Here is a 24,519-nt window from a genome sequence, read left to right on the forward strand (position 1 = left end):
TTGTCATGCAGTCAGAAATCGACGCCGCATCCGTCGCCGCGTTCCACGACCGCCAGTTGCATGAACGCGACTGGCCGATGCTGTCCCATGCCCAGGCGTCCGCCAGCCTGTGGCAGGCGATCGACGCCAACCACCGCTACAACGGCCTGCTCTGGCGCGAGGAAGACCGCGCGCGCCGGGTCGATGTGCCGCCGGACGAGATCGCCGCAAGCAAGCGCCTGATCGACCGCTACAACCAGCGCCGCAACGACGCCGTCGAAGCCATCGACGAAGCCCTGCTGGCCGAACTGGCCGGTGTGGCACGCCTGGCCGGCGCGCGCCTGTCGAGCGAGACCGCGGGTGCGATGATCGACCGCCTGTCGATCCTGTCCCTCAAGATCCACCACATGCGCGCCCAGGCGCGGCGCCGCGATGCCACCGATGCCCACGTGCAGGCCTGCACCGCCAAGCTCGAGCGCCTGATGGTGCAGCGCGACGACCTGCAATCCTGTTTCGACACGCTGCTGCAGGAAGCCCAGGACGGGCGCGCCTATTTCAAGCTGTACCGCCAGTTCAAGATGTACAACGATCCCGCGCTCAACCCCTACCTGAACGGGCAGGCGCAGGGTCTCGGCAGGGGCGTGCCATGAGCGCCGGCCACGATACCATCGACGTGCTGGTCCCGACCTGCAACCGTCCGGCGGCGCTGGCCGTCACGCTGGCCACGCTCGGCAGCCAGAGCTGGCCGAGGTTGCGCATCGTCGTTTCCGACCAGTCCGAACGCGCCGGCGCCTGCGAGCAGCCCGAGGTGGCCGCCGTGCTGCGCTACCTGCGCGCCACCGGCCGCAGCGTCGACACCTTCCGCCGCCTGCCGCGCCGCGGCATGGCCGAGCAGCGCGCCTTCCTGCTGTCCCAGGCCCGCGCCGCGGTGTGCCTGTTCGTCGACGACGACGTCATCCTCGAACCGGACCTGGTGGCGCGCCTGCACGGCGTACTGCGCGCGGAGGGCTGCGGCTTCGTCGGCAGCGCGCTGCACGGCCTGAGCTACCTGGGCCAGCTGCGCCCGGCACATGAAGCCGTCGAATTCTGGAACGGGCCGGTGCGTCCGGAAACCGTGCGCACGGGCAGCGCGGCCTGGGCGCGCCACCACCTGCACAGCGCCGCCAACCTGTTCCACGTGCAGACCCGTCTCGCCACCGGCGACGCCGTCAACCGGCGCTACAAGGTGGCCTGGGTCGGCGGCTGCGTGATGTTCGACACCGGCATGCTGCGCGCCGCCGGCGGGTTCGACTTCTGGCGCGAGCTGCCGTCCCAGCACTGCGGCGAAGACGTGCTGGCCCAGCAGCGCGTGATGGCACGCTACGGCGGCTGCGCGATCCTGCCTTCCGGTGCCTATCACATGGAATTGCCGACCACGGTCACGGTGCGCGCGGTGGATGCGCCGTATGTGTTGCCGCTGGAGCCAGATGGACCCGATCCGATGCAGCAGGATCGCCTGCCGCAGGGCCGGCGCTCCGGTACGCTCGAGTAAGCGATGGACCGCAGCTGGCCTCGGCTCGACGGCGTGCGCAGGATCGCGGTGCTGCGGCCGAATGCCGTCGGCGATTTCGTGTTCGCGCTGCCGGCGCTGCACGCGCTGAAGCGCACCTATCCCGACGCCGAATTGGTCTTCATCGGCAGGGCATGGCACCGCGCGTTCCTGGCCGGGCGGCCGGGGCCGGTGGACCGCGTGGCCGAGATGCCGGCGCTGCCGGGCGTGGGTGTGCCGCCCGACGCACCTGCCGACGCGCACGCCATTGCGCTGTTCATCGAGCGCATGCGCGGCGAACGGTTCGACCTGGCGCTACAGATGTTCGGCGGCGGCCTGTATTCGAATCCATTCCTGATGCAATTGCAGGCCCGGCTCACGGTCGGCATGCGCGCGCCCGATGCCCCCGCCCTGGATCGCTGGCTGCCGTATCGCGAACCAATCAACCGCAGGCTGGCGCTGCTCGAAATCGCCGGGCTGGCCGGCGCCTGGCCCGGCCCGCTGCCGATGCCGGAACTGGCCGTCACCGCCATCGACCGCGCCAAGGCGGCGCAGGCCTTGCCGCCCGGGGCGGGGGAGCGCCTGGTGATCCTGCAGCCCGGCGCCACCGACCCGCGCCGCTGCTGGCCGCCCGAGCGCTTCGCGGCACTCGGCGACATGCTGGCTGCCGAGGGCGCCCAGATCGCCATCAACGGCGCGCCGGCCGAGGCGGCGCTGGTCCAGGCCGTGGCCGGGGGCATGCGCCATCGCGCCGTGGTGCTGAGCGGCACGCCGGAAAGTGGCGGCCTCGACCTGGGCGGGCTGTGCGGCTTGCTGGAGCGGGCGGCGCTGGTGGTGTCGAACGATACCGGCCCGCTGCACCTGGCGCTGGCGCTGGGCGTGCCCAGCGTCGGCATCTTCTGGCTGACCAATCTATTGGAAGGGATGCCGCTGCGGCCGTCCGGCCTGTGGGCGGCCCTGTCGGTGCGCACGCGCTGTCCGGTGTGCGGGCAGGACAACCTGGCGCAGCGCTGTGCGCACGACGTGAGTTTCGTGGACGAGGTGAGCGTGGACGAGGTGGCCGGCCTGGCACGTGCGGCGCTGGCGGCGTCGGCAGCATGAATCGCGCCGCGGGCAGTGGTGCAGGCAGGGGCACAGGCAGGGGCACAGGCAGTAGCGCAGGCACTAACGCAGGCAGTAGCGAAGGCAGTCGTGCGAGCCGCCTGCGCTTCACCAGTACGGCCACATGCCGACCGTGCGCTGGCGGCTGGGCGCCGTGCCCGACAGCAGGGCACGCGCATGCTGCAGCACCACGGACGCCCGTTCCGCGCCCGGATCCCAGATGCAGCGGTGGGTATGGCGGTCGAGCGGCGCCCAGCGCGCGATGTCGGCCTTGCTGAAGATGACCACGCTCTTGAGTTTCAGGCCGGCGGCGATGTGCGACACGCCGGTGTCGTTGCACAGCAGCAGGCGCGCATCGCGCATCAGGGCGGCCATGGCACCGATCGAGATCGGGGCGGCGGCGTCTACCGGGGTCTGTTGCATGTGCTGCGCCACCGCGGCCGTCAGGTCGGCTTCCTGTGCCGAGCCGGTGAGCACGACCTTGACGTCGAATTCGGATGCCAGGCGGTCGCCCAGTTCGGCGAAGTGGCGTGGCGGCCAGCATTTGTCGCGCTGGCGTGCGCCGGGGTGGATGCAGATATAGCGGCCCGGTTCCAGGCCGCGGGCGACGCCGCTGGCGGCGAGTTCGTCCTCGTCCTGGCGCGACAGCGGAAATTCCAGCTGCGTGCCGGCCTCTGCCGTGGCCGCGCCGGCGCCGAGCTGTTCGACCAGCAGCAGCAGCCGTTCCGGCTCGGTGCCGGTCTCGGGATATGTCGACAGGACCATGCGTTCGCGCACGACCGCGTCGCCCCGGCAGAAACCCGCCATCGCGCCGGCACCGAAGCCGCTGACGATATCGTTGCTGACCTCGCCGCTGCCGTGCAGCTGCAGCGCCAGGTCGAAGCGGCGCTGGCACAGGCCGGTATAGAACCCGGTGAGTTCCTCGTGCCGCACCGGCTGTTCCGGCAGCAGCGGATGGCCGGGGAAGGCGATGAACTCGTCGACGTAAGCCTTGAAGCGGTCGGCGAATTGTTGCGCCCACGGCAGTCCGACGAGGGTGATATGCGCCTGCGGCAGCGCCGTGCGCAGGGCGCGCAGGGCCGGCACGGCGCACAGCATGTCGCCCAGCTGCAGGGCGCGGAACACGATGACGGATGCGGGGTCCAGCCGGTGCAGCAGCGGTCGCCGGGACATGGCGGGCTCCTCAATGCAACAGCGTGTCGAGCACGTTGCGCGTGATCCGTTCTACGCGGCGGTCGCGCGCGTTGCCGAGCACCTGCGCCCAATCGGTGGTGCCGGCCGAGAAGACGGTGCCGCCGGCCTTGCCGCTGCCTGCGCCGCCACGCCAGCCTGCGTGCCGGAACAGGCCGAGCGTGGCAGCATGCAGGCCTTCTCCGGCCGCCAGGCCTTCGCGCGGCGGCAACTCCTGCCAGCCGGCATCCAGCGGCGCCACGGCCAGCGGCTGGTAGCCGGGCGGCGTGCCGGTTGCAACAGCGCCGGCTGCCAGCCGCGCACCTTCCATGCCGTCCAGCGCATCGAGCGGTGCGCCGTCGCATTCGTAGCCGGCCAGCGGCGGCCAGGTATCGCGGCCGAACGCGTCCCCGCGCACCAGTCCGGTGCCGGCGAATACCCAGTGGCGCGGCTGCTGGACGATGAAGCCGCGCGTCGTGCGTGGCCCGTCCCACCAGCCGCCGCCGTGGCGGTAGCTGACGCCGCCGAGGCCGTCTTCCGGCCGGCCAGCGCCGCTGGCGGGCCACCAGTGATCGCGCGCGCCCTGCGGTCCGCCCTGGTGGCACACCATCGCCGCGCCGCCGTCGACCAGGTGGATGCGCCACCAGCACAGGTTGGCGCCGAAAAAGGCAAGATTGCCGCCGCCCGCAGCAAACGACTCGACCGCATTGCGCGTCGCTTCGCTCCAGTATTCGTCGTGGCCGCTCGACACCAGCAGGCGCCGTCCGTTCAGCAGGCCGGGATCGGCGTGGATGTCGAGGTCGGTGCAGAAGTCGGCCGCGTAGCCGGCACGCGCCATCCAGCGGATGAAGCGCGCATCCCAGTGGGCGAAGGACTGGCGCGGCGAGGCCGCATCGTAATGGTCGGGGGCACCCCAGACGTAGCCGCCGATGCCGCCGCCAGGACGGCGCAGCGACACGCGCGCGCCTGGCGGCTCAAGCGAGCGCGGCGGGCTGGCATAAAAGCAGGCGCCGCCGCTGCAGTTGTAGGCGTGGTAGGTGGCCAGCGGCAGCTTATACAGCAGCGACCGGCCGTTGCCGCGCACCACGAACAGGGCGGCGCCGTCACCCCGTGCCAGGTCGAAGGCGCGCTTGCGGCCTTCTTCCTCGAGGTCGGCGATCACCACGCCGGACGGCCAGCCGGCCGGGATGGCGAATGTGTAGGCAGGCCAGGCCCAGTCCTGGTCCGCGGCGCGCGCCTCGGCCTGTACACCGGGTAGCCAGTCGGAACGCTGCAGCAGTGCGGGCCCGTCGGACCAGCGCTGGAAGGCGACCCGGAAGCGCGGGCTGTCGGTCGACACGTGCAGGGTCAGCGTGCCGCCGGGCCACACGCTGGCCTGCCCCGGATAGGCGCGGATCATGCGGGCAGCTCCGGCTCGATGCGCTTGGTGACGAGGAAGGGCGGCATGGACAGTGCGTGCAGCGGCATCTGGCGGAACGCGGCGAGCGCTTCGCGCGGCGTCTCGACGATCGGTTCGTCCTTGCCGTTGAACGAGGTGTTGAGCAGGATCGGCACGCCAGTGCGCGCCTCGAAGCCGCCCAGCAGGCGGCGCAGCAGCGGATCGCCGTCGGGGCCGACCGTCTGCAGGCGCGCGGTGCCGTCGACGTGGGTGATGGCCGGCACCCGCGCCGCCATCTGCGGGCGCACCGGGGCCGCGAACTGCATGAAGGGAGACGGGCCGGGCAGGTCGAAATACGCGGGCGCACGCTCCTCGAGCACGACCGGCGCCAGCGGCCGGAACCATTCGCGCTGCTTGACGCGGGCATTGATCCAGTCGCGCATGGCGGCGCGGCGCGGGTCGGCCAGGATGCTGCGGTGGCCCAGCGCACGCGGCCCGAACTCGCTCGCTCCCTGCAGCAGGCCGAGCACACGGTTGTTGCGCAGCAGGTCGAGCATGTGGCTGCTGAGCGCGTCGAGCCCCGGCAGGTAATCGACTTTCACATCGTCGCGGTCGAGCAGGGCGGCCTCGATGTCCTGGCGGCTCGGGGCCGGGCCGAGGTCGTCGCGGGTCCAGCGGAAGGCAGGGCTTTCGTGGCACAGTTCGGCCAGGCCGTACATGGCGCAACCCAGCGCCGTGCCGGCGTCGCTCGGTGCCGGCGGGATGAAGACCTCGCGGAAGGGCGTTTCGCGCAGCAGCCTTTCGTTGGCCGAGCAGTTCAGCGCGGTGCCACCGGCAAAGCACAGCCGCGGCAGGCCGGTCTGCGCGTGCAGCCAGCGCGCCACCTCGAGCAGTGCATCCTCGAAGGCGCGCTGGCCGGCGGCCGCCAGGTTGGCGCAGTCGTCGAAGGCGGTGCCCGGCTGGCCGTAGCGGAAGCGTTCGCGCTCGTGCAGGATGGCGCGCCACGGCGCCGGGATGCTGACCTGGCCGGCTTCCACGTCGAGCGGCGGCAGGCCGAGGACGCGCGCGTTGCCGTGCGGCGCCAGGCCCATCACCTTGCCCTCGTTGCCTTCGCCGGGGAACACGGTTTGCGTCAGCAGGAAATAGAACATGCCGAGGCCGACCAGGCGCGCATCGTCGCGGTTCCAGACCTGCTTGTCGATGCACAGCACGCGTTCGCGGTCGGCGCGGTAGAACGAGGCGACTTCGCGCCAGTCGCCGGGGACGTAGGCGGCGCCGCCCCAGTGCTCGGTCAGCTCGGACACCGGGCTGCCTTGCCCGTCGACGATCATGACGGCGGCGTCGCGGAACGGCGAAGGGTGGAATACGCTGTAGACGTGCGCCAGGTGGTGCGAGATGCGCGCGCGCCGGCAGTCGGGGGCGAGGCGCAGGCTAGCGGTGAGCTCGTCTTCGTACAGCGCCAGGTTGCCGGCTTCCAGGTCCGACGAAAAGCATTCGACCACGACGTCGATCGGGCGCTCGGGCCAGGGCAGGCGCGGGCCGTAGTGGTCGCGGAAATCGCCGACCTTGCCCCAGTGGTGCTTGCGCCGCGTAAGACGCTCTTTCTGGATCGCCCACAGCAGGCGCGATCCCTGCATCAGGCAGACGCTGGCATCCTGCGTCCGGTTGATGCCAAGCACGACGGGCGCCTCGTTCATCGCTCTCTCCTGGTGGGTGCGCATGCGGGTAGTCGTATGGTCCAGCAAAGTCTTTGAACACAGCGGACGACTTTAGTTCGGCGTATCATCAGGCTAATGACCAATGGATATTCAGCCGATTTCCCATGCTGCACACGCCCGCTTCCTTCACGCCCCTGATGGCATCCCGCTCCAGCCCGGATGCCCTGTCGTTCATCTTTCACGCCGGCCGCCTGCTGGTGCGCGAAGCCGACCTGGCCCTGCCGGACGAGGCTACCGTAACCAGCCTGCGCCTCGATCCGCAGCGCCTGCAGCCGGTCGGCCTGCTGGACGAGCGTTATTGCCAGGCCGGCTGGGTCGACGACGAGGCACTGGCGCCGAGCGGCTATGGCTGGCGCGGCCTGCGCTCGCTGTTCGGCGAGCTCGACGAAGGCTTGCTGGGCGTGGCGATGCGCGCGGTGCAGATCGCGGAATGGGCGCGCACGCACCGCTTCTGCGGCGCCTGCGGCAGCGGCACCGCACTGGCCAGCGGCGAGCGCTGCTTCAAGTGCGTGAACTGCGGTCACATGGCCTATCCGCGCATCTCGCCGGCGATGATGGTGTTGATCCGCAAGGAAGACAAGGTGCTGCTGGCCCTGCATGCGCAGTCCGCCGTCCAGCGCTTCGTGCCGCTGGCCGGCTTCCTGGAAGCCGGCGAGACGATCGAGGAAGCGGTGCACCGCGAGGTGTTCGAGGAAGTCGGCCTGCGCGTGCACAACCTGAACTACTTCGGCAGCCAGTCATGGCCGTTCCCGCATTCGCTGATGATCGCCTTCACCGCCGATTATCTCGACGGCGAGATCAAGACCGATCCCAACGAAATCCTGGAAGCGCGCTGGTTCGGCCCCGGCGACGAATGGCCGGAGCGGGTGCCGCATATCTCGATTTCGAGCATCTTGGTGGATGCCCACCGGCCGAAGGCCGACTAAGGCAGGCGTGCCGGTGACGGCGTGGCCGCGATCCGGCCTTCCAGCCGCAGTCCGGGCGGGATCTCTTCCGGCTTGTTGCCGGTATTGCGCATGCGTACCAGGCGCTGCATCAGGTCGAACCAGAACGGCGCCCCGAACAGCGTGGTCGAGGCGGTCAGCAGCCAGCCCGACACCTGCAGCGCAAAGTCGGCGTTCACCTGCGGCGGGAAGCTGCGCCAGCCGATCGGCAGCGTCATGAGGGCATCGACCAGCGCCGGATCGATCGCATCCGGTACGTCCTGCAGGTGCGCCACCAGCGCCGGCTGCTGCCACAGCGTGCGGAACAGGTGGATGCTGTCGATGTTGAACAGGATCGCCAGCAGCAGCGACAGCAGGAATGAGATCAGGAGCTGGCACCGTTTATAAGTGCCGGACATGCGCGCCATCGCATTGTCGAACCAGCCGGCCAGCATGTCCTGGAACTGCTGCAGGTCGCGTGCCCGGTTGTACATGCCCTGCAGCGCGGTGCGCAGCTGCGGGTCGGGAATGGCGTCGATGGCGCCGCGCAGGGCCAGGAAGTCGCAGGGTGCCTTCCACAGGCTGTCGACCAGGGCAATCGCAAAATGCGCGGGTTCGATGTACGATGGTTTGGTGCGCAGCGACGCTTCGTCCTGCGCCGTGCCGTCGGTGTGCGGATTGACCAGCGGATGGGCGTACACGGCGCGCGCCAGGCCGTCGAAACGCGGGTCGTTGAGCATGCTCTTGACGCCGGCCAGCAAGGTATTGGCGCGCAGCCGGAACAGCGCCGCCAGCGCCTCCTGCAGGGTGCTCACGATGAGGGCGACCGTGCCGTAGCAAAACGTCAGGCCGACCGCGACTTCCAGGACAGTGCTGCCGAGCATGTTTGTCTCCCAAGCGGTGATAAGGACGTCAACAACGCTAGCGCATCGCTACAACGGATGCGTCCGGTTTGGTCAACAGTCGGCCTGCAGCCTGTAGGTCCACAGCATTTTCTATATACTCTCGGCAGTTTTATCTACACATATTTAGGGACCACCATGTCTGACAAAGAACTCTTCACCGAAAACGACTGGCGCCGCATGTTGGCCAGCATCGGCGAAGATCCCGATCGTCCGGGCTTGCACGAGACGCCGGCGCGCGTCGCCAAGGCCTGGAAACACTGGACTTCCGGCTACGACCAGGATCCGGTCGAAATCCTGAAGGCCTTCGAAGACGGCGCCGAGCAATACAACGAACTGATCGTGGTGCGCGGCATTCCGGTCTACAGCCATTGCGAACACCACCTGGCGCCGTTCTTCGGCAAGGCCACCGTCGGCTATCTGCCGAACGGCAAGATCGTCGGCCTGTCGAAACTGACCCGCCTGGTCGACGTGTTTTCCAAGCGCCTGCAGGTGCAGGAACGCCTGACCGTGCAGATCGCGAATACGCTGATGGAAGTGCTGGAGCCGAAAGCCGTCGGCGTGGTCATCAAGTGCCGCCACATGTGCATGGAAAGCCGCGGCATCCGCACCCCGGGCGAGGAAACCATCACCTCGGCCATGCTGGGCGAACTGCAGCCGAACCTGGCGCTGCGTACCGAGTTCCTGGCGCTGGCCCGCGACTGAGCGCGCGTCGGCAAAGGCGCCACGAGCGCTTTCCCCCAGGGCGGCATGCACGCCGCCCTGTCTTTCTCCCTCATTTTCCTGTATGCACTGCGAGTGCGCATGACCATGCACGCCTGCACCATCGTGGTACACAGGGATGCGGAACGCATGCTACACTCGTATTGACGAAGTTTAAAAGTCAACACGGGAGTGGTCCCATTCAGCTTCGATCGGGAACCTGTTCCGGATCGGGCGTTCCAAGTCATTTTGAGGCGAGCGACATGTCCAGGCCAATATTCCCGAGCGATGTACCGCGTGAGCAGTTCGACCAGGTGCGCGACATGCTGGAAGCGGCGCGCCGCAAGACCCGTCCGCGCAAGCACGACCTGTACGACGTATTTTGCGCTGTCCTGTATTTCCTCCACACCGGCAGCGCCTGGCGCAGCATGCCGCCCGAATTTCCGCCCTGGCGTACCGTGCACGAGTATTTCACGCAATGGACTATGCTGCGCGAGGGCGACCGCACCCTGCTCGAGCAGGCGCTCGACCGTCTCGGACGCAGCGCCGAAATCACGCGGCTGCGCCAGTTGACCGGACAACGCTAGCCAAAGGAAATCTACAGAAGATGCACACCACCGGACTTGGACAACACGGCCCGCGCGTCTCGCGCCTCGGCCTGGGCTGCATGGGCATGTCTGACCTGTACGGTCCGGCAGACCGTGACGAAAGCATCGCCACCCTGCGCGCCGCGCTCGACGCCGGCATCACGCTGCTCGATACCGGCGACTTCTATGGCATGGGCCATAACGAGATGCTGATCCGCGATGCGCTGGCCGGGCGCCCGCGCGAGAACGTGCAGATCAGCGTCAAGTTCGGCGCCCTGCGCGGCCCGGACGGGGCCTGGAACGGCTACGACTGCCGCCCCAAAGCGGTGCGCAACTTCGTCGCCTATACCCTCAAGCGCCTCGGCACCGACTACATCGACATCTACCGCCCGGCGCGCCTCGATCCCGACGTGCCGATCGAAGAGACCGTGGGCGCGATCGCCGACCTGGTCAAGGCCGGCTACGTCCGCCACATCGGCCTGTCCGAAGTCGGCGCCGACACGCTGCAGCGCGCCAGCAGCGTGCACCCGATCAGCGACCTGCAGATCGAATATTCCATCATCTCGCGCGGCATCGAAGCTGCGATCCTGCCGACTGCGCGCCGGCTCGGCATCGGCATCACCGCCTACGGCGTGCTGTCGCGCGGCCTGATCAGCGGGCACTGGAGCCGCGCGCGCGGCGGCGACAAGGATTTCCGCAGCCTCGCCAGCCCGCGCTTCCAGGGCGACAACCTGGATGCCAACCTGGCCCTGGTCGAGCGCATGCGCGCGCTGGCGCAGGACCTGGACGTGACCGTGGCCCAGCTGGCGATCGCCTGGGTGGCGGCGCAGGGCGCCGACGTGGTCCCGCTGGTCGGCGCACGCAAGCGCGACCGGCTGCAGGAAGCGCTGGGCGCGGCCGACCTGGTACTCAAGCCCGAGGACCTGGCGCGCCTGGAAGCGATCGTACCGCCGAATGCGGCCGCGGGCGAGCGCTACAACGCCGCACAGATGGCGCACCTCGACAGCGAGATGGGTTGACGAGGCAGGGTGGCGAAGCCCGGTTGATCTAGCGCAGGTTTACGGCTGAGCTCGCTCTTCCGGGCAGGACGACGGGCGTCTATAACGAAGTGATGTTCCCTAGCGAAGCCATCACTTCATCATGCTCGAACACCTGAACCTGCTGTGGTTTTCCATGCTCAACGCGGACGCCGGCCTGCATGGCTGGCGCCTCGAACTCGGCATCGCCGCCGCCAAGTACCTGATCCTGCTGGTGCCGCTCGGCCTGGCCGGCCTCTGGATCGGCGGGCAGCCGCTGCAGCGCGAAGCGGCGGTCAGGGCGCTTGCCGCCACCGCCGGCGCGCTGGCGCTGAATGCCTGCATCGGCCTGCTGTGGTTCCACGCGCGTCCCTTTGCCGGCGGCATCGGCCACAGCTTCCTGCGCCATGCGCCCGACAGTTCCTTCCCGAGCGACCACGGCACCATCATGTTCACGGTGGCGCTGGTACTGGCCGGTGCCCGGGCACCGGCAGCGCGCCGCTTCGGTGCAGCGCTGCTGCCGCTTGCCGCGGTCGTGGCCTGGGCACGGGTTTTCCTTGGGGTACATTGGCCGCTCGATATGATCGGAGCGCTCGGCGTGGCGATCGCCGTGGCCCTGCTGTTCCGCAGCACGGCCGTGGACGGACCGTGCGCGGCGCTGGCCGAGTCGATGGCGACGCTGTACCGGCGCCTGCTGGCGCGGCCCATCGCGCGCGGCTGGCTGCGCCCTTGAGCGGCTGCTACTCTCAGGCAGCGCCTTCCGCTTTCTCGAACACCAGCTTCTTCTTGCCGTCCAGGTGGAACACGCCGATCGGCTGCGCCTGCACGTCGTCTCCCGGTGCCGGCAACCGGGTACAGTTGTTGGTTTCGATCTGCCACATGTCTTCGCCTGCGCGCAGCAGGAAGGTTTCCTGGCCGGTCGAGAACAGTTCGATGTTGAGGTCGGTGAGGTCGGTCTTGCCGAAATCGAAGCGGCGCTGGCAATCGGGCAGGTGTGAGGCCAGCACGCTCAGCGATGCCTGCTTGCTCCAGAAATAATCCTGCGTGACCCTCACGATCACGGCATGGTCGCGGTCGTTATCGATGGTATAGCTGGCCGAATCGTTGACGCAGCCGGCCAGCAGCAATGTCGGCAGCAGCGTCGGCAGCAAATAAGTCAGCCTGGTAAGAGGGGAGCGCATGAGTCATTCCTGTGTGCATCACTGCCCCGAGTATAGAACCCTTCAAACGCCATCTGCAACGCTGCACGCCGCCTCCCTTTTAAAAGTTTCCACAAGCCTTTGATTTCCAAGCGGAATTGCCTCTGCCGCGCTGCGCATTTTTTTGATTTCGGCGATGATCAATAACACACTACCAACCCGAATCGAGAGACCAGCAATGCCACAAGACGACCAGACCCTGGACGCGACGGCGGTGCCGGACGCGCCTTCCTACGTCCCTCCCCAAGCGCTGACGCTGCGCATCAACGGCGCCGAACACCAGCTGAATATCGAACCGCGCGTCACCCTGCTCGACGCCCTGCGCGAAGTCACCCACCTGACCGGCACCAAGAAAGGCTGCGACCGCGGCCAGTGCGGCGCCTGCACGGTGCTGGTGGACGGCCAGCGCATCAATTCCTGCCTGACGCTCGCCGTCATGCACGACGGCCGCGAGATCACCACCGTCGAGGGCCTGGCCCACGAGGGCGAACCGCACCCGATGCAGCAGGCCTTCATGGATTGCGATGGTTTCCAGTGCGGCTACTGTACCCCCGGCCAGCTGTGTTCGGCCGTGGCCCTGCTCGACGAAGTCAAGCAGCACCAGGCCAGCGCCCTGACCGAAGGCCAGCAACTCGAACCTGGCCAGCTCAGCGACGATGAAATCCGCGAGCGCATGAGCGGCAACCTGTGCCGCTGCGGCGCCTATCCGAACATCGTCAAGGCGATCCGCAGCGTCGTCCTGCGCCAGGCCTGAGGGGGATCCATGCACTCGATATCCTATGAACGTGCGAACGACGTGGACCACGCGATCGAACTGGCGCGCCAGCCCGGCACCAAGTTCATCGGCGGCGGCACCAACCTGCTCGACCTGTACAAAAGCGGCATCGAAAAGCCGGTCCGGCTGGTGGACGTCAGCCGCCTGGCCCTGTCCGCCATCGAGGAACTGCCGGACGGCGGCCTGCGCATCGGCGCCACGGTGTCGAACACCGCCGCCGCGAACCACCCGCTGGTGCGCCAGCGCTACCGCATCCTGTCGGAAGCCATCCTGAACGGCGCCACGACCCAGCTGCGCAACATGGCGACGGTCGGCGGCAACCTGCTGCAGAGAACACGCTGCTATTACTTCACCGATCCGACTTTCGCCCACTGCAACAAGCGCAACCCGGGCTCGGGCTGCGACGCCCTCGAAGGCTACAACCGCATCCACGCGATCCTCGGTGCCAGCCCGGAGTGCATCGCCACCAATCCTTCGGACATGAGCGTGGCGCTGGTGGCGCTGGACGCCATCGTCCACCTGCAGGGCCCTGGCGGTGCGCGCCAGGTGCCGGTGGCCGAATTCCACCGCCTGCCCGAAGACCGGCCGCAGGACGATACCGTGATCCAGCCGGGCGAACTGATCGTCGCGGTCGAACTGCCGCCGGCAAAATTTACCCGGAGTTCGCACTACATCAAGGTGCGCGACCGCGCCAGCTATGCGTTTGCGCTGGTGTCGGTGGCGGCCGCCGTCGAGATGGATGGCGACCTGGTGCGCGACGCGCGCATCGTGCTGGGCGGCGTGGCCCATAAACCCTGGCGCGCGGTGGATGCTGAAAACACGCTGCGCGGCAAGCCCTTGACCGACGAGGTACTGGCCAAGGTGGCCGCGGCGGCGGTGGCCGGCGCCCATGCCTACAAGGACAACGCTTTCAAGGTCGAACTGGCCCAACGCGCAGTCGTGCGCGCTTTACAGACTGCAGCGGGAGGAAACGTATGAACGCAATCGGCGCACCCATCAACCGTACCGACGCCTGGGCCAAGGTCAGCGGCCAGGCCCGTTACTCGGCCGAGCACCCGGTCGAAGGACTGACCCACGGCGTGCTGGTCACCTCCACCATCCCGAGCGGACGCGTGCTGCGCGTCGACGACAGCGCGGCGCGCGAGGTGCCCGGCGTGCTGCTGGTCATGACGCCGCAGAACGCCATGCGCCTGCCGCAGGAAACCAAGGATGGCAAGATCCAGCCGCCGGTCGGCCGCCGCCTGACGCTGCTGCAGGAAGACGATGTCTATTACAACAACCAGCCGATCGCGGTGGTCGTGGCCGACACGCTGGAACATGCGCGCGACGCTGCCGCGCGCCTGCGCGTGGAATACGAGCACAAGCCGGCGGTGCTGGATTTCGACGTCGCCAAGCAATCCGTGCATCCGCCGGAAAAAGTCCTGACCGAGGACACCGACACCAAACGCGGCGACCTGCAGGCCGGCCTGCTGGCGGCCAGCAAGCACGTGGACGCGGTGTACACGACCCCGATCGAAAACCACAACCCGCTCGAGACCCACGCGACGATTGCGGAGTGGGACGGCGACAAGCTGACGGTGCACGACTCGACCCAGTACATGAAGGGCGTGCAGAAGATCCTGTCGGCCATCTTCGGCATCCCGCAGGACAACGTGACCGCGATCTGCCCCTACGTCGGCGGCGGTTTCGGTTCCAAGGGATCGATCTGGTCGCACGTGCCGCTGACCGCGATGGCGGCGAAGCAGCTGGGCCGCCCGGTCAAGCTGTCGCTCGACCGCAACCAGATGTTCGGCCCGGTCGGCCAGCGCCCGGTCACCGAGCAGCGCATGCGCATCGGCGCCCTGGACGATGGCCGCATGATGGCCTCCAGCCACGACACGGTCGCCTACACCTCGGTAATCGAGGACTGGATCGAGCCGACCGCGCTGATGACGCGCATGATGTACGAAAGCCCGAACCAGGAAACCTCGCACCGGCTGGCGCCCATGAACCTGGGCACGCCGACCTTCATGCGCGCGCCCGGCGAAGCCTCGGGGTCGTTCGCGCTGGAGTCGGCAATGGACGAACTGGCCTATGAGCTGGGCATGGATCCGGTCGCACTGCGCCTGAAGAACTACACCGAGATCGATCCGGGCAAGGAACTGCCGTTTTCCAGCAAATCGCTGCGCCAGTGCTACGAGATCGGCGCCGAGCGCTTCGGCTGGAAGGACCGCAATCCGCAGCCGCGTTCGATGCGCCAGGGCGACAAGCTGGTCGGCTGGGGCATGGCCACCTGCACCTATCCGACCAACCGCTCGGCCGGCCAGTGCTCGGCCAGCCTGCAGCCGGACGGCACCGCGCTGTTCCGTTCCAGCACCCAGGACCTGGGCACCGGCACCTATACGGTCATGACGCAGATCGCGGCCGATGCGCTGGGCGTGGCGGTGGAGAACGTGCGCTTCGAGCTCGGCAACTCGCAAATGCCGGAAGCGCCGGTGTCGGGCGGCTCCACCACGGTGGCCAGCGTCGGCCCGGCGGTGCAGGCGGCGGGCCATGCGCTGCGCCTGAAACTGATCGGCATCGCCGCCGCCGACGACGGCTCGCCGCTGTTCGGGGCGCTGCCGGATGCGGTCGGCGTGGAGCAGGGCGAGCTGTACCTGCTGGCCGATCCGTCCAGGCGCGCCAGCATGCTGGAGATCGCCACGCGCCACCGGCAGCGCCATGGCGAGGACGTCGAAGTCACGGCCAAGGCCGAGCCGGGCGACGCGCCGAAAAAATATTCGATGCACTCGTTCGGTGCGGTGTTCGTCGAAGTGCAGGTCGACGAAGCGCTGGGCGAGATCCGCGTGCCGCGCGTGGTCGGCGTCTACGGCGTGGGCAAGCTGATGAACGAAAAGACCGGCTACAGCCAGCTGATGGGCGGTGTGGTCTGGGGCATCAGTCTCGCCCTGTTCGAGGAAACCCTGATCGACAAGCGCAACGGCCGCGCGGTGAACGGCAACCTGGCCGAGTACCACGTGCCGACCAATGCCGACATCCAGGAAATCGACGTCCAGATCGTGGACGAGGACGACCCCCATGTGAACCCGCTGGGTGCCAAGGGCATCGGCGAGATCGGCATCACGGGCGTGGGCGCGGCGATCGCCAACGCGGTGTATCACGCAACCGGCAAGCGGGTGCGGGATCTGCCGATCACGCTGGATAAAGTTTTGTAAGCAGAAAGGAAAAAGATGACCCGTTTCAAAGAAAAAACCGTACTCGTCACCGGCGCCGCATCCGGCATCGGCCTGGCCACCGCGCGCCGCTTCCTCGATGAAGGCGCCCGTGTCGTGATGCTCGACAACGACGAAGCCAAGCTCAAGGACGCTGCCGGCGGACTGCCGCAGGAGCGCGTGCTGGTGCACGTCGGCGACACCGCCGACAAGGCCACCGCCACTGCCGCCGTCCAGGCAACCGTCGAGCGCTTCGGCGGCCTGGACATCCTGATCAACAACGCCGGTGTGGCCACCGAGGGCGACATCATGAACACGAGCGAAGAAGACTTCGAACGCGTCATGGCGGTCAACGTCGGCGGCTACTTCCACATGGCCAAGGCGGCGATGCCGGAACTGGTCAAGACGCGCGGTGCCATCGTCATGACCTCCTCGGTCTCGGGCCTGGGCGGCGACTGGGAGCTGTTCGCCTACAACACCTCGAAGGGCGCGGTCAGCAACATGGTGCGCGCGATGGCGATGGATGCGGCCAAGGATGGCGTGCGGGTGAATGCAGTGAATCCCAGCTTCACGGACACCGGGATGACCCAGGACATGATGGCCAAACCCGAACTGATCGCCGAGTTCAAGAAACGCATGCCGCTCGGGGCGCCCGAGGATCCGGAGGGTATTGCGGCTGCGATGGCGTTCCTGGCGAGCGAGGATGCGCGCCTGATTACCGGCGTGAACCTGCCGGTGGATGCGGGGTTGCGGGCTTCTAACGGGCAGCCGCACCAGTAATCAATAGAGATAAAAATAATTACGTCGCCCCTGCCTGCGCAGGGGCGACGGATCAAGTAGGGGCGGTACGCTTTATTTGGTGTGGCCTGCGTGCCCCGCCTGCGCCACATGCTCGGCCTTGCCTTCCTTCGCCTCGCCATGGCCGCCTTCATGGCCTTCGCCACCCTTCGGCCGCGCATTCTCCCAACCACCACCCAAGGCCAGGAACAGCTGCGCCTGATCCGCCGCCAGCTGCGCATCCGACGCCGCCAGCACGCTCTCGGCCGAGGCCAGCGTGCGGTCCGCATCCAGCGCCGCCAGGAAGTCGGTGCGGCCGAACTGGTACAGCTTGGCGGTCTGGCGGGCTGCCAGCGCGCTCTGGTCGCGCGCCGCGCGCAGGGCGCCGTTGCGGTCGAGTTCACGGGCATACACCGTCAGCGCGCTCTCGGTCTCGCGCAGCGCGTTCAGCACCACCGCGTCGAAGTGGGCCAGTGCGCCCGCGGTGGCGGCATTCGCCTGGGCGATGTGCGAGTGGGCCGAGCTGGTCGACGGCAGGTTCCACTGGATCAGCGGGCCGATCGAGAATTTCCAGGTGTTGGCGTTGCCGAAGTCGTCCATGAAACCGACGCCGCCGAACGAGGCGCCCAGCGTGATGTTCGGGTACAGCTCGGCGGTGGCGACGCCGATGCGGGCGGTGGCGCCGGCCAGCTGGCGCTCGGCCTGGCGCACGTCGGGACGGCGGCGCAGCAGGGCGGCGCCGTCGCCGACCGGGACTGCGCTGATCACGCGCGGCGGCGTGGTGCACTGCGCCGCCTCTTGCGGAAAGCCGCTCGGCACCTCGCCGGTCAGCACCGCCAGGCGGTACAGCGCGGTGCGCTGGCGCGCCACCAGCGGCGGCAGGTTGGCGCGCAACTGGTCGAGCTGGGCCTGGGCACGGCTGTTGTCGATGGCGATGCCGCGGCCGCGCTGGACGCGCTCGGCCGTCAGGTTGGCGAACTTCTGCTGCAGGTCGACCGACTGCTGCGCCACCTTCAGCTGGTAGCCGGCCGAGCAGGCGTCGGCATAGGCGCGCGTGGTTTCGGCCGCCACCGACACGTGGGCCAGGTCGGCGGCGGCCTGGGCGGCGTCGACGTCGGCTTCCACGGCTTCGATGGCGCGGCGGATGCGGCCGAACATGTCGAGCTGGTAGGACACCCGGATGTCGCCGTCGTAGAGGCCGGTGCGCGGCAACTGTTCCGGGATGCCGATCGATTCGCCGGCCAGGCGGCCGTACACCGGCGCCACGCTGGCCTCGGCTTCCGGACGCTTCTTCTCTTCGACTTCTTCCAGCACCGCATGCGTGCGCTGCAGGTTGGCAGCGGCGACGCGCAGGTCGGCGTTGGCGCTGAAGGCTTTCGCGATCAGTTTATCCAGCACCGGGTCCTGGTACAGGCGCCACCAGTCGGCCGGCAGCGGGTCGGATTTAAAAGCCTTGTCGGCCGCGCCCATGAACTTTGCGTTGGCCGCGTCGCGCTTGACCACGGCCTCTTTCGGCACGTGGTAGTCGGGGCCGACCGTGGTGCAGGCGGCCAGCGCCGCCGCCATCAGCGACAGGGTCAGCGCCTTCTTGATGGAGGCAGTGGAGCGATACCGGGTCATGATGAATTCCTTAATGCGCTGCCTTGGCAGCAGGTGCGGCGGCGGTAGCGGTCGCCGCAGGCGCGGCCGGAGCAGCAGCAGGTGTAGTGACAGGTGCGGCAGCAGGCGCAGGCTGCGCCGCGCCCGGCAGCACCTTCACGGTCGCGGTCTGGCCGGCGACCAGGCGCACGCTGGCCGGTACCGGATCGAGTGCGATGCGCACCGGGATGCGCTGGGCCAGGCGCACCCAGTTGAAGGTCGGGTTCACGTTCGGCAGCATGTTGGCGCCGGTCGAGCGGTCGCGGTCGGCGATGCCTTCGGCGAAGCTCTCGACGTGGCCGGAAATCGGCTGGCGCGTGCCCATCAGGGTCACCTCGACCTTGTCGCCGAGCTGGATGCCGGGCAGCTTGGTTTCCTCGAAATAGCCTTCGACATAGAAAGTGCTGCGGTCGACGATCGCCATCACCGGGTGTGCCGCGGTGGCGTAGGCGCCTTCGCGCAGGTCGAGGTTGGTGACGATGCCGTCCACCGCCGAGACCACGTGCGAGCGTTCCAGGTTCAGCTTGGCCGTGTCGCGGTTGACGATGGCCTGGGCCAGCGTGGCACGGGCCTGGTCGGTGCGGGTCTGGCCCTGTTCGCGGGTTTCCTGCGACACCAGATCGTCCAGCTGGGTATTACGCTTGTTCTCGCGGGTCGCCTGGCTCAGGGCCGCCTCGGCCGCCGTTACCTGGGCTTCACTCTGGCGCAGCGCCAGCTCGAAACGGGCGCGGTCGATCTCGAACAGCGGTTCGCCGGCGGCCACGTGCTGGTTGTCGTGCACGTACACTTTCGTTACCTGTCCCGTGACGTCCGGCGCGATCTGCACCACGTAGGCCTTGACGCGGCCATCGCGGGTCCAGGGTTCGACCTCGTAGTGGCGCCACATCTGCCAGCCCGCATAGATTGCGCCCGCAGTCACCAGCAGAGTGATACCAACCCGGCCGACCGCCGGAAGAAAATTTTTCGTCGCCATGTCAGGACCAGTTACGTGTGAAATACGTCAGCGCGCCGAGCACGATGACAAATAAAGAAAAATCGAACAGCGCGGGATGCCACACCGCGCGGTAAAAGCCGGTCCAGGCCAGGACCACTTTGAACAGGCGCGATACCACCAGTGCCGCCAGCGTGAGGAGCAGGAGCGGAGGAAGGTAGAGGCCATAGATGCTGACTTCGCCGATCATCGGATCTCCTTGGTTAAACAGCAGTCATTTGGGCGGGCTGGTACGGCGCCGCCCACGGGAGCAGGTCGCGCCGGATGCCGGTGAGGGCCGCCAGCGCTTCGCGCTGGGGCGCGTCGTGCGTGCCTTCGCAGACGGCACGCAGGGCGTTGTCGAGGGCGCCGAGCAGATGCGTCTCGCCATCCTTGTCGAGCGCGGGCAGGCGCTCGAAATGATGCGACAGCTGAGACATCAGAGGACCCAGCGCGGTGTCGCCGCGGCCGAGCTGGGCACGGACCTGCTGCAGCAGCGTCATGTTCAGGCCGACGCGCAGGTCGCGCAGCGCGTCGCGTGCCTGCAAGCCTTCCAGGTCGCCCGGGGTTGCCTGGGCGGCCAGCGCCAGGCGCGGCGCCAGCAGGCCGATGCGGTCGACCATGCGCGCCGAGAATTCCGCCAGCGTGGTCTTTTCGCCCTTGCCCAGGCGCGCCAGCTCGCGCCAGCCGGCCTTCAGCAGGCGGCGCGCGGTCCAGCCGGCACCGACGCGGCGGAACATGCTGGTGATGACGGCGGCGGCCACCAGGCCGGCGATCTGCGCCAGCATGCCGTTGGTGAACGACACCATGTCGGCAGTATCCGTGTCCATCAGCGCGAGCGTGCCGACGATACCGAACAGGAAGGGGAAGGCACGTCCGAAAGTCGCCGGCCGCGCAACGAACACGCCGACCAGCAGGAACACCGGGGCGCAGAACAGCACCAGCGTCTCGAAGTTGTGCGCCGCCGGCAGCAGCACCAGCAGGTACAGCGCCGACACCGGGATCGAATAGATGGTGTACTCCAGGAAGCCGCGGATGAAGGGCACCGGGTTGTCCTGGGTCGAGAAGAAGCAGCACAGCACGGCGGCCATCATCGGCGCGGCCGCCCCGGCCGGCCACCCGCTCAGGATCCAGAAGGCGCAGCAGACCAGCACGGCGACGATGGCGGCAAAGGCCGACAGCAGGGCCATGCCGCGGTCCAGGTGCAGCGCACTGGCCGGCACACCCGGCATGCGCCGTACTTCAGGCGGCAGGCGGCCGTGCACGCCGGCGTCGATATGCTGGCGCAGCGCACGCATCTCGACCGCGATGTCGACCAGGCGGTGCAGGCGCGCAGCCAGGTTCAGTTCGATCATGCCGGTCCAGCCCAGTCCGCGCAGCACCGGCGGCGCGAGTTCGTCGATGCGTTCGTGCAGGTTCCCGCCCGCCTTGGCGATATCGGTTTCCTTGGGCGTCTCGACCAGGGCCACGACGTCCTGCAGCAGCGCGCTCCAGTGCGCGGACACGCCGGTCGCGCCCATCTCGCGCAGCGCGGTCAGGCGGTCTTCGATACCGGACACGATGGGCACGAACTGCGACAGGCGTTCCTGCAGCGCGTTCACGGCGCTACCGGTCCAGCGCAGGCGTGAGGTATCGAACGGCAGGTGGGTACTCATCATGCGCAGCTCGGTGATGTCGGTCGCGAGCTTGCGGCGGTCGGCCACCGAGCGCGCGTCGCCGGCCGGGTTGAGGGCGTCGCGGATCCAGTGGCGCGCATCGCGTACCGCCTGGTCCAGGCGCGCCAGCAGTACCGGACCGAAGGACTGCGGCAGCACCAGGCTGTGCACGACGGTGGCGCAGGTGATGCCGAGCACGATTTCCTCGACCCGCGCCAGGGCGATGTCGAAGATGGCGCCCGGATTGCTCACGGCCGGGAAACCGATCAGGCCGGCGGTATAACCGGCCAGCATCAGCATGTAGGAACGCGGGGTGCGGTCCAGCAGCGAGAAATACAGGCAGCCGGCGATCCACAAGGCCAGCGCCAGCGACAGCAGCTCGGGAGAATTGACCAGGTGCGGCACCAGCAGGACGACCGCGGTGGCGCCGAGGATGGTGCCGCCCGCCCGGTACAGTCCCTTAGAACGGGTCGGTCCGGCGAACGGCTGGGCCACGATGTAGGCAGTCATCATGGCCCAGAAAGGACGCGGCAGTCCGATGCGCAAGGATAGATATACCGAGAGCATCGCTGCCGCGAAAGACTTGACGGAGAACAGCAGCTCCGACCTGCTAGCAAACTTCATGCGTGCATCGACTCTTCTGCGTTGTCCGAGGCAAAGGTAATGTTGGCGATCGCCGCCGGCAGGCCGGCCAGCACGCGCAGGGCGGCCTCGACGTCGGCGGGTGCAAAATCCCCGAACAATTTGCGGCGAAACGGGATCAAAGCCTGGTCCATGCGCTGGGCGGTCTGTTCGCCTTCCTGGGTCAGGCGCAGGATCTTGGCGCGGCGGTCGTGCGGATCTTCGTGGCGCTCGAGCAGGCGCGCTTCGATCAGCTGGTCGACCACGCGCACCAGCGACGACGCTTCCAGGCCCAGGGTTTCGGCCAGGATGCCGGGACGTACGCCGGCTTCGCCGAAACGGCTGATGACCAGCACCGGCAGGCCGGTCGCCTGCGACAGGCCATAGGTGGCGCCGACCTTGTCGGCGGCGGCGCGGTAAGCGCGCGAAGCGTGGGTGAGGGCGGCCGTGAGGCTACTGAGGGTCTGGTCCGACAGGGTCATGGAAGCTTCGCGTAAATATAGTTCGCTTGGATACTGTTGATATGCGAAAGTTTAGCATGCGAAGTATTTTGCTTCAACTCGGTACGCAATTTTTCTCGGGAAATGTTGTTTCTTTAGTGTAACTAGCTGGTCAGCCGATTCGGTGCAGGTCGCGCGGCGTAACGAATTCTTCCTCGCAGCCGGCCGCGCGCAGGGATTCGATGGTGGCATAGCCCCAGTGCACCGCTCCGAAGGCCACGCCGGTCCGGTGCGATGCTTCGGCATCGGTATCCTGGTCGCCGACATAGATCGCCTGGTCCGCGGCGATGCCGCTGGCCTTGAGCACCGCACGCATCCGGCTGGCCTTGCCGAACACCGACATCCCGCATTCGAATTGCGCAACCAGCCCGGCCAGTTCCGGCCCCAGCACCTGGCGCACGTTGTGTTCCGAATTCGAGGACACCACCGCCAGCCGCACACCGCCGGCAGACAGGTGGCGCAGCGAGTCGCCGACGCCGTCGAACAGCGGGATGGTGTGCGCGTTCTCCGTCATCATCCCCATGAAACTGCGCGCGACCAGCGGCAGCTTCCAGGCCGGCAGGCCGACGTGCGCCATCATGCGGCGGATGGTGTAGTGGCGGAACTGGCCGGCCCGGGACGTGTCGATGCGCTTGAAACCATGGCGGTCGGCAATGGTATTGAAGACACTCAGGAAAAACGGAAAGGAATCGGCGAGTGTGCCGTCGAAGTCGAAGAGGGCGAGGCGGTAGCTCATGGCGGGGATGATCGCATAGAAGCGATGAGCAGCGGGTGCACGATAGCGTCACCAATGTCCTGATCTATTTTATGCAAGCTATTGCTGACAAAATTTTCACCAGGCAAGCGAAATTACCGCGAAAAGACAGCGTATTGACGAAAGTTACTGAATGTAACGAGTGACCATGCTTCGGTCAGCTCAGCTATGATGCGTCGCTCGGCATTGTCTCCAAGGCAATGTTGAACGATTCGTTGTTGAGAAGGCTAGGCATGAAGTTCATACATGGAGCGGTACCCACGTCCGGATCGCAACCGGCACCCCAGAAGCAGTTTGTCCTGATTAACCTGCTCAAGGCCGGTTCGGCGCAGCTGATCGTCCTGCACCACCTGGCCTTCTACGGCCCAATGTCCGACCATGCGCGGACCATCATGCCGTCGCTGATCGACTGGCTCTACGATTACGCACGCATTGCCGTGCAAGTCTTCCTCGTCATTGGCGGCTTCCTGGCGGCGAAATCCTTGTCGCCGCTGGGGCTGCCTGGTGTCGCCAATCCCCTGCAAGCCATCTGGCGCCGCTACATGAAGCTGGCGCCGCCGTTCATCGTGGCGATGTTGCTGGCCGTCCTTGCCTCGGCCGTGGCCAGCTTGTGGATGACCGACGATTCGATTTCGGCGTCGCCGACCGTTGGCCAGTTGATGTCGCATGTGCTGTTGCTGCAGGGCGTGCTGGGCTATGAGTCCTTGTCCGCCGGCGCCTGGTATGTGGCAATCGATTTTCAACTGTATGCGCTGATGACGCTGCTGCTGTGGCTGCCGACCCGTGTCGCCGGCAAGGACGTGCAAGCCTGGCTGGCGCCTGCGCTGGTCGTGATCGGCATGAGCGCGTCGCTGCTCTACTTCAACCGTGACGCCGACTGGGATGTATGGGCGCCGTACTTCTTCGGTAGCTATGGCTTGGGCGCATTGGCATGGTGGGCCAGCGATCCCAAGCGTCAGCCCGCTGCAAGCCTGATCTTGCTACTGATGATGGTGCTGCCGGCTGCAGTGGCACTGGCGCTGGATTTCCGCAGCCGTATCGCCGTGGCCTTCGTCGTGGCCGGCGTCCTGTTGCTGTTTGGCCGTGCGCGTCTGGTGTTTTGCACGGGTGGCGCCCTGGGTCTCGTCAATCGCGTGGCAAAGATCTCGTTTTCGATCTTCCTCGTTCACTTTCCCGTGTGCCTGGTCGTGAACGCGGTGTTCGAGCGTTTCGTGTTTGAGCAGCCTTATCTGCAGGCAGTGGGCATGCTGGTCGCCTGGGCTGCCAGTGTGGCTGCCGGCGCTGTCTTTTTCCGTTGGGTGGAGGCGCCCCTCGGAAAGCTGTTCGCCAAATCGTCCCGAGCGCTGCCGATGCATGCGCTGCCGTCCAAGGCGTCGACAGTGCGCGGATAATGCTGGCGATGCGGCTGGCGCGATGCGAAATGCGCGCACATGAA

The 24,519-nt window shown here is 67.4% G+C and carries 23 protein-coding genes and 1 pseudogene; 13 read left to right on the plus strand and 11 right to left on the minus strand.

Annotated features, from left to right (window positions below; genetic code table 11):
- Positions 1-5: 5 nt before the first annotated feature.
- The 3 genes from FBX97_RS30265 to FBX97_RS22960 are packed head-to-tail and all read left to right on the plus strand — an operon-like array spanning position 6 to position 2,608.
- The gene (locus tag FBX97_RS30265; RefSeq protein ID WP_255517595.1) at positions 6-629 is read left to right on the plus strand and encodes a DUF4254 domain-containing protein; all 624 of its coding nucleotides are present in this window, start codon (positions 6-8) and stop codon (positions 627-629) included.
- The gene (locus FBX97_RS30270) at positions 626-1,510 is read left to right on the plus strand and encodes a glycosyltransferase family 2 protein (protein WP_255517596.1); all 885 of its coding nucleotides are present in this window, start codon (positions 626-628) and stop codon (positions 1,508-1,510) included. The genes FBX97_RS30265 and FBX97_RS30270 overlap by 4 nt, the downstream gene beginning before the upstream one ends.
- Before the next feature lie 3 nt (positions 1,511-1,513).
- Complete coding sequence (locus tag FBX97_RS22960; RefSeq protein WP_141836943.1) at positions 1,514-2,608, plus strand: glycosyltransferase family 9 protein; 1,095 nt, start codon at positions 1,514-1,516, stop codon at positions 2,606-2,608.
- A gap of 108 nt (positions 2,609-2,716) precedes the next feature.
- Here FBX97_RS22960 and FBX97_RS22965 read toward each other — a convergent pair whose 3' ends face one another.
- The 3 genes from FBX97_RS22965 to FBX97_RS22975 are packed head-to-tail and all read right to left on the minus strand — an operon-like array spanning position 2,717 to position 6,853.
- Positions 2,717-3,781: a glycosyltransferase family 9 protein gene (locus FBX97_RS22965; RefSeq protein WP_141836945.1), complete on the minus strand. Its 1,065-nt coding sequence runs from the start codon at positions 3,779-3,781 to the stop codon at positions 2,717-2,719.
- A gap of 10 nt (positions 3,782-3,791) precedes the next feature.
- Positions 3,792-5,177, minus strand: coding sequence for a N,N-dimethylformamidase beta subunit family domain-containing protein (locus FBX97_RS22970; RefSeq protein WP_141836947.1), 1,386 nt, complete (start codon positions 5,175-5,177; stop codon positions 3,792-3,794).
- Positions 5,174-6,853 (minus strand): carbamoyltransferase C-terminal domain-containing protein, encoded by a 1,680-nt coding sequence (locus tag FBX97_RS22975; RefSeq protein WP_141836949.1) that lies wholly within the window; start codon positions 6,851-6,853, stop codon positions 5,174-5,176. The genes FBX97_RS22970 and FBX97_RS22975 overlap by 4 nt, the downstream gene beginning before the upstream one ends.
- A gap of 125 nt (positions 6,854-6,978) precedes the next feature.
- On the opposite strand from FBX97_RS22975, the gene nudC reads away from it, so the two are divergent.
- Positions 6,979-7,800 carry an NAD(+) diphosphatase gene (gene nudC / locus FBX97_RS22980; protein WP_141836951.1) on the plus strand — a complete coding sequence of 274 codons (822 nt, stop codon included), beginning with the start codon at positions 6,979-6,981 and terminating at the stop codon, positions 7,798-7,800.
- Here the strand turns inward: nudC and FBX97_RS22985 are convergent.
- Positions 7,797-8,681: a hypothetical protein gene (locus tag FBX97_RS22985; RefSeq protein WP_185748699.1), complete on the minus strand. Its 885-nt coding sequence runs from the start codon at positions 8,679-8,681 to the stop codon at positions 7,797-7,799. The genes nudC and FBX97_RS22985 overlap by 4 nt on opposite strands.
- Before the next feature lie 156 nt (positions 8,682-8,837).
- Here FBX97_RS22985 and folE point away from each other — a divergent pair, with 156 nt between their 5' ends.
- The 4 genes and pseudogenes from folE (at position 8,838) to FBX97_RS23005 (ending at position 11,737) form a co-directional block, all read left to right on the plus strand.
- Positions 8,838-9,404, plus strand: a complete 567-nt coding sequence (folE, locus tag FBX97_RS22990; protein WP_141836953.1) for a GTP cyclohydrolase I FolE — start codon at positions 8,838-8,840, stop codon at positions 9,402-9,404.
- 260 nt (positions 9,405-9,664) lie between these two features.
- A pseudogene (locus FBX97_RS22995) lies at positions 9,665-9,940 on the plus strand (transposase); the annotation flags it as partial.
- A gap of 68 nt (positions 9,941-10,008) precedes the next feature.
- Positions 10,009-11,007 carry an aldo/keto reductase gene (locus FBX97_RS23000; RefSeq protein ID WP_141836957.1) on the plus strand — a complete coding sequence of 333 codons (999 nt, stop codon included), beginning with the start codon at positions 10,009-10,011 and terminating at the stop codon, positions 11,005-11,007.
- A 121-nt stretch (positions 11,008-11,128) separates the two neighbouring features.
- The gene (locus FBX97_RS23005; protein ID WP_141836960.1) at positions 11,129-11,737 is read left to right on the plus strand and encodes a phosphatase PAP2 family protein; all 609 of its coding nucleotides are present in this window, start codon (positions 11,129-11,131) and stop codon (positions 11,735-11,737) included.
- 13 nt (positions 11,738-11,750) lie between these two features.
- Here the strand turns inward: FBX97_RS23005 and FBX97_RS23010 are convergent, their stop codons facing one another.
- Complete coding sequence (locus tag FBX97_RS23010; protein ID WP_255517597.1) at positions 11,751-12,185, minus strand: hypothetical protein; 435 nt, start codon at positions 12,183-12,185, stop codon at positions 11,751-11,753.
- A gap of 115 nt (positions 12,186-12,300) precedes the next feature.
- Between FBX97_RS23010 and FBX97_RS23015 the strand changes: the two genes are divergently transcribed.
- The 4 genes from FBX97_RS23015 to FBX97_RS23030 are packed head-to-tail and all read left to right on the plus strand — an operon-like array spanning position 12,301 to position 16,949.
- On the plus strand, positions 12,301-12,957 hold the full coding sequence (locus FBX97_RS23015) for a (2Fe-2S)-binding protein (RefSeq protein ID WP_370457324.1): 657 nt from the start codon (positions 12,301-12,303) through the stop codon (positions 12,955-12,957).
- 9 nt (positions 12,958-12,966) lie between these two features.
- Positions 12,967-13,956, plus strand: a complete 990-nt coding sequence (locus tag FBX97_RS23020) for a xanthine dehydrogenase family protein subunit M (RefSeq protein WP_141836964.1) — start codon at positions 12,967-12,969, stop codon at positions 13,954-13,956.
- Positions 13,953-16,172, plus strand: a complete 2,220-nt coding sequence (locus FBX97_RS23025) for a xanthine dehydrogenase family protein molybdopterin-binding subunit (protein ID WP_141836966.1) — start codon at positions 13,953-13,955, stop codon at positions 16,170-16,172. Before FBX97_RS23020 ends, FBX97_RS23025 begins: the two co-directional genes overlap by 4 nt.
- 15 nt (positions 16,173-16,187) lie before the next feature.
- Positions 16,188-16,949 (plus strand): SDR family NAD(P)-dependent oxidoreductase, encoded by a 762-nt coding sequence (locus FBX97_RS23030; protein ID WP_141836968.1) that lies wholly within the window; start codon positions 16,188-16,190, stop codon positions 16,947-16,949.
- A 72-nt stretch (positions 16,950-17,021) separates the two neighbouring features.
- Here FBX97_RS23030 and FBX97_RS23035 read toward each other — a convergent pair whose 3' ends face one another.
- The 6 genes from FBX97_RS23035 to FBX97_RS23060 form a co-directional block, all read right to left on the minus strand.
- Positions 17,022-18,566, minus strand: coding sequence for an efflux transporter outer membrane subunit (locus FBX97_RS23035; RefSeq protein WP_141836970.1), 1,545 nt, complete (start codon positions 18,564-18,566; stop codon positions 17,022-17,024).
- A gap of 10 nt (positions 18,567-18,576) precedes the next feature.
- Positions 18,577-19,557, minus strand: coding sequence for an HlyD family secretion protein (locus FBX97_RS23040; protein ID WP_141836972.1), 981 nt, complete (start codon positions 19,555-19,557; stop codon positions 18,577-18,579).
- A 1-nt stretch (position 19,558) separates the two neighbouring features.
- On the minus strand, positions 19,559-19,765 hold the full coding sequence (locus FBX97_RS23045; RefSeq protein ID WP_141836974.1) for a DUF1656 domain-containing protein: 207 nt from the start codon (positions 19,763-19,765) through the stop codon (positions 19,559-19,561).
- Between the two features lie 13 nt (positions 19,766-19,778).
- Positions 19,779-21,833 carry an FUSC family protein gene (locus FBX97_RS23050; RefSeq protein ID WP_141836976.1) on the minus strand — a complete coding sequence of 685 codons (2,055 nt, stop codon included), beginning with the start codon at positions 21,831-21,833 and terminating at the stop codon, positions 19,779-19,781.
- Positions 21,830-22,312 (minus strand): MarR family winged helix-turn-helix transcriptional regulator, encoded by a 483-nt coding sequence (locus FBX97_RS23055; protein WP_141836978.1) that lies wholly within the window; start codon positions 22,310-22,312, stop codon positions 21,830-21,832. The genes FBX97_RS23050 and FBX97_RS23055 overlap by 4 nt, the downstream gene beginning before the upstream one ends.
- Before the next feature lie 130 nt (positions 22,313-22,442).
- Positions 22,443-23,066: an HAD hydrolase-like protein gene (locus FBX97_RS23060; protein WP_141836980.1), complete on the minus strand. Its 624-nt coding sequence runs from the start codon at positions 23,064-23,066 to the stop codon at positions 22,443-22,445.
- Positions 23,067-23,317: 251 nt separating this feature from the next.
- Here FBX97_RS23060 and FBX97_RS23065 point away from each other — a divergent pair, with 251 nt between their 5' ends.
- Positions 23,318-24,475 carry an acyltransferase gene (locus FBX97_RS23065; RefSeq protein ID WP_141836982.1) on the plus strand — a complete coding sequence of 386 codons (1,158 nt, stop codon included), beginning with the start codon at positions 23,318-23,320 and terminating at the stop codon, positions 24,473-24,475.
- Positions 24,476-24,519: the final 44 nt, after the last annotated feature.

This window comes from Herbaspirillum sp. SJZ107 (assembly GCF_006715485.1).
Lineage (GTDB): Bacteria > Pseudomonadota > Gammaproteobacteria > Burkholderiales > Burkholderiaceae_D > Telluria.